We start from the raw sequence: 6,607 nt of genomic DNA, 5'->3' as shown, positions 1-6,607 counted from the left end.
GCCTCGCCAAGGCTCGGCAGCTGCTACGGATTACCACTATCGGGAGCAAGCGAATCGTCGCGCCGCCCCTCCCACATTTTGGGAGGTGTTTGCTTCAGTCGATGCCGACAAACCCTCCGGTCTGGTGCTGCCACAACCGGGCATACAGCCCTTTATGGGCCAGCAGTTCGGAGTGGCTGCCGCTCTCGGCGATCTGGCCTTTCTCCAGCACGACCAGGCGGTCCATCCGCGCGATGGTCGACAAGCGGTGCGCAATCGCGATGACCGTCTTGCCTTGCATCAGGGTCTCCAGGCTTTCCTGGATCGCCGCTTCCACTTCCGAGTCCAGCGCCGAGGTGGCCTCGTCCATGATCAGGATCGGCGCGTCCTTGAGCAGTACTCGGGCGATGGCGATGCGTTGGCGTTGGCCGCCGGACAGCTTCACCCCGCGCTCGCCCACATGGGCGTCCAGCCCGGTACGGCCTTCGGCGTCCGACAGCAGCGGGATGAACTCATCGGCGCGGGCCTTGCGCACGGCGGCCCAGAGTTCTTCGTCGGTGGCGTCGGGTTTGCCGTACAGCAGGTTGTCGCGGATCGAGCGGTGCAGCAACGAGGTGTCCTGGGTGATCATGCCGATCCGCTCGCGCAGGGACTCCTGGGCCACGTCGGCGATGTTCTGGCCGTCAATCAGGATACGCCCGCCCTGCAGGTCGTAGAGGCGCAGCAGCAGGTTGACGAGGGTCGACTTGCCTGCACCCGACGGGCCGATCAGGCCGATCTTTTCACCGGCGCCGATCTCAAGGTTCAAGCCGCCAATGATCCCGCTACGTTTGCCGTAGTGGAAATCCACCTGCTCAAAACGCACTTCGCCATGGGGCACGTTCAGGCGCGGGGCGTTGTCGCGGTCGACCACCGCCAGCGGCTGGGCGATGGTCTTGAGGCCGTCCTGCACGATGCCGATGTTTTCGAAAATGCCGTTGACCACCCACATGATCCAGCCGGACATATTGACGATGCGGATCACCAGGCCCGTGGCCAGGGCGATGGCGCCCACGGAGATCAGCGACTGCGTCCACAGCCACAGGGCCAGGCCGGTGGTGGTGACGATCAGCAGGCCGTTGAGCACCGTGATCACCGCATCCATGCTGGTGAGCACGCGTGCCGCCAGCTGGGTTTTTTCGGTTTGCTCAACGATCGCTTCCTTGGCGTATTCCTGCTCACTCTGCGTATGGGCGAACAGTTTCAAGGTGGTGATGTTGGTGTAGCCGTCGACGATGCGCCCCATCAGTTTGGAACGTGCCTCGGAAGAAATCACCGAACGCGCCTTGACCCTCGGCACGAAGTAACGCAAAGCCAGGCAGTAACCGATGATCCAGGTGATCAACGGAATCATCAGGCGCCAGTCGGCCTCGGCAAACAGCACCAGCGAGGTGATCGCATAGATCGACACGTGCCAGATGGCCTCCGCCGTTGCCACCGCGGAGTCACGCAAGGCGTTGCCGGTTTGCATGATGCGTTGGGCAATGCGCCCGGCGAAGTCGTTCTGGAAGAAATTCAGGCTCTGCTTGAGCACGTAGCTGTGGTTCTGCCAGCGGATCTGGCTGGTCATGCCGGGGTTGATGGTCTGGTGCACCAGCAGGTCATGCAGGCCGTTGAAGATCGGACGCAGCAGCAGGGCGACCACGGCCATCCAGATCAGCTCGGTGCTGTGCACCTGGAAGAAGTTGGCGGGCGGCGTGCCCTGGGCCAGGTCGATGATGCGGCTCAGGTAGCTGAACAGCGCGACTTCGATCAACGCGCCGACCAGGCCCACCACCAATAGCGCGGCAAAACACGGCCATACCTGGCGCAGGTAGTAGAGGTAGAAGGGCAGGACTTTATCGGGAGGGGCTTCGCTGGGCGCGTCGCGGAAAATATCGATCAGTTGTTCAAAACGACGATAGAGCATTGGGGTTGACGCCCGCCGGGCGGGCTCTCCTTTCAGATGCGCGCACAGCCTTGTGGGCTGCGCGCGGAGCTTCCTGCAGACCTCAGTCGATGCGCTTGGCCGACTTGATCAGGACAGGATCGATGGGCACGTTCTGCATGCCCTGCTTGGTGGTGGTCTGGGAGTTGACGATGATGTCGACCACGTCCATGCCCTTGACCACTTTGGCGAACACGGCATAGCCGGCGTCGCGACCCGGGTCGAGGAAGGCATTGTCCGCCACGTTGATGAAGAATTGGCTGGTGGCCGAGTTCGGGTCATTGGTGCGCGCCATCGACAGAGTGCCGCGCACGTTGTGCAGGCCGTTGCTGGCTTCGTTCTTGATCGGCGCTTCGGTCGGCTTCTGCGACATCTGCTGGGTGAACCCGCCGCCCTGGACCATGAAGCCCGGGATCACACGGTGGAAAATCGTGTTGGTGTAGAAGCCTTTGTCGACATAGGCCAGGAAGTTCTTGGTACTGATCGGCGCCTTGACCGGGTCCAGTTCGATTTCAATGTCGCCATTGGTGGTGGAGATCAGCACGTGGGGCGCCTTGGCGGGCTCGGCCGCCATCAGGTTGGCAGCAAACAATACGGAACCGGCAAAGAAGGCGATTTTTTTCAGCATGGGTCAGTGATCCTGGGTTGTGGTGTCGACGGTCTTGAGAAAGTCGAGCAGGGTAGCGTTAAAGACGTCGGGTTGATCCAAGGGCGTGGCATGGCGGGAATCTTCGATCACCACCAGCCGCGCATCGGGCAGCAGTTTTACATAGATTTCTTTGTGGGCCACGGGGGTGTAGTCGTGGTCGGCGCTGATGACCAGGGTTGGACAGGTGATTCTGGAAAGTCGTTCCAGCACACCCCAGCCCACAATCGCATCGAAGCTGGCGAGATAAGCACGTTTGTCGTTTTTTGCCCAGCGTTCGGCCATCTTGCGGCGCAGGTCGGCCTGCTGCGATTTGGGGAACAACCGCTCACCCAGCGCCTTGCCGATGGTGCTCAGGCTCAATACCCGGGCCAGGGTCCAGCGCTTGGCCCACTGCCAATAGTCATCGGCGCTGCGCACCTTGACCTCGGGTGCGCTGTTGACGATGCACAGGCTCCTGACCAGGGCGGGTTGGTCCACCGCCAACTGAAACGCGATCATGCCGCCCATGGACAGGCCCACCACATGGGCGGCGGGCAGGCTCAGGTGTTCGAACAGCGCCAGCAGGTCAGCGGTAAAGCCTGGGATGCTGTAGCGCTCGCGCGGTTTATCGGAGCGCCCATGACCCCGCACGTCCACCACGACCAGGCGATAATGCCTGGCCAGCAGCGGAACCTGCAGTTCCCAGTCCTGGCTGCTGGAGCCCAGGCCATGGATCAGCATCAGCGGGGTGCCGTGGCCGTATTCCTCGTAATGCAGGCTGCAGCCGTCGTGGTCGAACCAGGCCATGCATGAACTCCGTTTCAGGCTTGCCGGGGAGCGGCGAAAGGCGCATCCAGCGGGGCCGTGTCAAAGGTGCGCAGCAGTTCCACGAGGATCTGCGTCGCCGGCCCCAAGGGTTTGTCCTTGTTTGAATACAAATAGAACGTGGGGTGGCGGCTGCCGCCCTGTTCCAAGGGTAGCTGCTTGAGCACACCTTCGGCGAGTTCGCGTTCGATCATGTGCCGGGGCAGCCAGGCAAAGCCCAGGCCGCTGCCGACGAAGGACGCCGCGGTGGCCAGGCTGCCGACGGTCCAGCGTTGTTCGGCGCCGAGCCAGCCCACATCGCGGGGTTGCTGGCGGCCGGAGTCGCGGATCACCACTTGCATCTGGCTTTCCAGGTCCTGGAAGCTCAGCTCGCGATTCATGCGGTGCAGGGCATGGTCGGGGTGGGCCACGGCGACGAATTCCACGTCGCTCATTTCCGTGCCCAGGTAACCGGGGATGCTGAAACCGCAAATGGCCAGGTCGGCCACGCCTTCAATCAACAACTCTTCGACACCGGACAACACCTCTTCGCGCAGGCGCACGCGGCAGCCACGGCTCTGCGGCATAAATGCGCTGAGGGCGCGTACCAGGCGTGCGTTGGGGTAGGCGGCGTCGACCACCAGCCGCACTTCGGCTTCCCAGCCCTGTTCCATATGATGGGCGAGGTCTTCCAGCTGGCTGGCGTTTTTCACCAGCTGCCGGGAGCGGCGCAGCAGCACTTCGCCGGCATCGGTGAGCACTGCCTTGCGCCCGTCGATGCGCAGCAGTGGCACGCCGAGCTGGTCTTGCATGCGGGCCACGGTGTAGCTCACCGAGGACTGCGAACGGTGCAGCGCTTCGGCCGCCTGGGCGAAGCCACCATGGTCAACCACGGCTTGCAGCGTGCGCCATTGATCGAGGGTAACGCGGGGCGCTTTCAAGATAGGTTCCTCTTGTCCTAAGCTGGCGGTCCTTATTGGAGACTGCCGAATGAGAAAATTGTGTTGTGTGCTGCTGGCGCTGTTGCCGATGAGCGCGTTCGCCTACCCCATCGACGTGACAAAAAAGATCGATGGCGTGAGCGTGGACTACACCGCCTCCGATGTGGACGGCGACATCAGTTCGATTCAACTCAATAACTACGGCACAAAAGACGCCGTGTGTTCGGTAACCTTCACCAACGGCCCGGAAGCGCCGCGTCGTCGCATGGTCACGGTACCGGCGGGCAAAAGCACCAACACCACCGCCAAGTTCAACCGCGCCATTATCAAGATGCGCATTGCCCTGGACTGCGCGCCGAAATAAAACGGCAGCGGAGCATGCCCACAGGAATACTCCGCTTATCAACAAATTTCTAGATGGGTTGCAGCAGTTTTTTGCGCTTTTTTATCGAATGAGCCCTGGTTAATCTTTTCTCCATCGACTTACAGCAGTTTCAGATGGAGCCTACGAAGCCATGTCCAATGTTCTGATCATCGAAAGCAGCGCCCGCCAACAGGATTCGATCTCCCGCCAACTGACCCGGCAGTTCATCAGCCAATGGCAGGCCGCCCATCCGGCGGACCGGATCACCGTGCGTGACGTGGCCCTCAACCCGGTGCCGCATCTGGACGCCAATTTGCTCGGCGGCTGGATGAAACCGGCGGAGCAGCGCAACGACGACGAACAGATCTCTCTCGACCGCTCCAACGAATTGACCGACGAGTTGCTGGCCGCCGACGTGCTGGTCATGGCCGCACCGATGTACAACTTCGCCATCCCCAGCACCTTGAAAGCCTGGCTGGACCACGTGTTGCGGGCCGGCGTGACCTTCAAGTACACCGCGACCGGACCGCAGGGTTTGCTGACCGGCAAGCGCGCCATCGTGCTCACCGCGCGCGGCGGCATCCACACCGGCGCCAGCTCCGATCACCAGGAACCGTACCTGCGCCAGGTCATGGCATTCATCGGGATTCATGACGTCACCTTCATTCATGCCGAAGGCGTGAACCTGAGCGGTGACTTCCAGGAGAAGGGCATCAATCACGCCAAGGCGCTGATTGCCCAGGTGGCGTGATCCTTTAATCGTCACGTAATCGCGCGGTGTTTATATCGCTCCACGCCAACCCTTCAAGTATGCGTATCGAACCTCCCTTTGCACTTGTTGCTCCTGAGTGCTCCTGCCCGACTGACGCTTTAGCGAGGTCGGGTTTTTTTTGCCCCGAGTTTCTTCAAGCGCCGAAAACCTTTAATGTCCCGCCCATTCGAAGCGAGGCGCGCATGGGCTATTTACTGGTTGTCACCCTGATACAGGCATTTTCCTTCAGCTTGATCGGCGAATACCTCGCCGGGCACGTCGACAGCTACTTCGCGGTGCTGGTGCGCGTGGTGCTGGCCGGGCTGGTATTTATCCCCCTGACCCGCTGGCGCTCGGTGGAGCCTGGGTTCATGCGCGGGATGCTGGTGATCGGCGCCTTGCAGTTCGGCGTGACCTACGTGTGCCTGTACCTGAGCTTTCGCGTGCTCACGGTGCCGGAGGTGCTGCTGTTCACCATTCTTACCCCGTTACACGTGACGCTGATCGAAGACGCCCTCAACCGGCGTTTCAACCCCTGGGCACTGGTCGCCGCGCTGGTAGCGGTGGCGGGCGCGGCGGTGATTCGTTTCGACCAGATCACCCCGCACTTCCTGATGGGCTTTGTGCTGCTGCAACTGGCCAACTTCACCTACGCCGCCGGACAGGTGATGTACAAGCACCTGGTGGCGCGCTATCCGAGTGACTTGCCGCATTATCGGCGTTTCGGCTACTTCTACCTCGGCGCCTTGCTGGTGGTGTTGCCGGCATTCCTGTTGTTCGCCAAGGCCGACTTCCTGCCACAAGCGCCGCTGCAATGGGGCGTGCTGGTATTCCTGGGCCTGGTCAGCACCGCGCTCGGCATGTACTGGTGGAACAAAGGCGCGTGCCTGGTGCATGGCGGCACGCTGGCGGTGATGAATAACCTGCATGTGCCGGTGGGGTTGTTGCTGAATTTGCTGATCTGGAACCAGCACGAGCCGCTGGGACGTTTGGCCTTGGGCGGGTTGGTGATTCTGGGGGCGGTGTGGATCAGTCGGTTGGGTGTGCGTTCTGCGGGGGCTGTTGCGCCATCAAAAATGTAATGAACACCCGGTTTTTTTGCGGGGTGAGCGGTCTCACGATTTGCATAGGCACACATCTTGAGCGCCGCCTCCGCGTAGCAGCTGCCGAGCCT

General features: G+C 61.6%; 7 protein-coding genes. 3 read left to right on the top strand and 4 right to left on the bottom strand.

All coding sequences use genetic code 11. The annotated features are described in order from the left end of the window. Positions 1–94: 94 nt before the first annotated feature. The 4 genes from JWR98_RS22745 to JWR98_RS22730 form a co-directional block, all read right to left on the bottom strand. Positions 95–1,927 carry an ABC transporter ATP-binding protein gene (locus JWR98_RS22745; protein WP_078734180.1) on the bottom strand — a complete coding sequence of 611 codons (1,833 nt, stop codon included), beginning with the start codon at positions 1,925–1,927 and terminating at the stop codon, positions 95–97. A gap of 82 nt (positions 1,928–2,009) precedes the next feature. Next, complete coding sequence (locus JWR98_RS22740) at positions 2,010–2,573, bottom strand: peptidylprolyl isomerase (protein ID WP_032879982.1); 564 nt, start codon at positions 2,571–2,573, stop codon at positions 2,010–2,012. 3 nt (positions 2,574–2,576) lie between these two features. Then, a complete protein-coding gene (locus JWR98_RS22735) occupies positions 2,577–3,380 on the bottom strand; it encodes an alpha/beta fold hydrolase (protein ID WP_205491252.1) in 804 nt (267 codons plus the stop codon). Between the two features lie 14 nt (positions 3,381–3,394). Further along, positions 3,395–4,318: a PA3225 family LysR-type transcriptional regulator gene (locus tag JWR98_RS22730; protein ID WP_205491250.1), complete on the bottom strand. Its 924-nt coding sequence runs from the start codon at positions 4,316–4,318 to the stop codon at positions 3,395–3,397. 49 nt (positions 4,319–4,367) lie between these two features. Here JWR98_RS22730 and JWR98_RS22725 point away from each other — a divergent pair, with 49 nt between their 5' ends. The 3 genes from JWR98_RS22725 (at position 4,368) to JWR98_RS22715 (ending at position 6,515) form a co-directional block, all read left to right on the top strand. Beyond that, the gene (locus tag JWR98_RS22725) at positions 4,368–4,682 is read left to right on the top strand and encodes a 3-phosphoglycerate kinase (RefSeq protein ID WP_078734178.1); all 315 of its coding nucleotides are present in this window, start codon (positions 4,368–4,370) and stop codon (positions 4,680–4,682) included. A gap of 151 nt (positions 4,683–4,833) precedes the next feature. Beyond that, entirely contained in the window at positions 4,834–5,433 is a 600-nt protein-coding gene (locus tag JWR98_RS22720; RefSeq protein ID WP_078825640.1) for an FMN-dependent NADH-azoreductase, read from the top strand. Between the two features lie 203 nt (positions 5,434–5,636). Continuing rightward, positions 5,637–6,515, top strand: coding sequence for a carboxylate/amino acid/amine transporter (locus JWR98_RS22715; RefSeq protein WP_205491248.1), 879 nt, complete (start codon positions 5,637–5,639; stop codon positions 6,513–6,515). The last annotated feature ends 92 nt before the right edge of the window (positions 6,516–6,607 follow it).

The organism is Pseudomonas lactucae (genome assembly GCF_016937615.1).
Taxonomy (GTDB): domain Bacteria; phylum Pseudomonadota; class Gammaproteobacteria; order Pseudomonadales; family Pseudomonadaceae; genus Aquipseudomonas; species Aquipseudomonas lactucae.
Note: the sequence above shows the minus strand (reverse complement) of the source record. Positions and strands in the feature narration are given on the sequence as shown.

Excerpts from the sequence above, each read along its gene's own strand:
- JWR98_RS22745 (WP_078734180.1), bottom strand. The coding sequence starts at position 1,927 with ATGCTCTATCGTCGTTTTGAACAACTGATCGATATTTTCCGCGACGCG.
- JWR98_RS22740 (WP_032879982.1), bottom strand. The coding sequence starts at position 2,573 with ATGCTGAAAAAAATCGCCTTCTTTGCCGGTTCCGTATTGTTTGCTGCC.
- JWR98_RS22735 (WP_205491252.1), bottom strand. The coding sequence starts at position 3,380 with ATGGCCTGGTTCGACCACGACGGCTGCAGCCTGCATTACGAGGAATAC.
- JWR98_RS22725 (WP_078734178.1), top strand. The coding sequence starts at position 4,368 with ATGAGAAAATTGTGTTGTGTGCTGCTGGCGCTGTTGCCGATGAGCGCG.
- JWR98_RS22720 (WP_078825640.1), top strand. The coding sequence starts at position 4,834 with ATGTCCAATGTTCTGATCATCGAAAGCAGCGCCCGCCAACAGGATTCG.
- JWR98_RS22715 (WP_205491248.1), top strand. The coding sequence starts at position 5,637 with ATGGGCTATTTACTGGTTGTCACCCTGATACAGGCATTTTCCTTCAGC.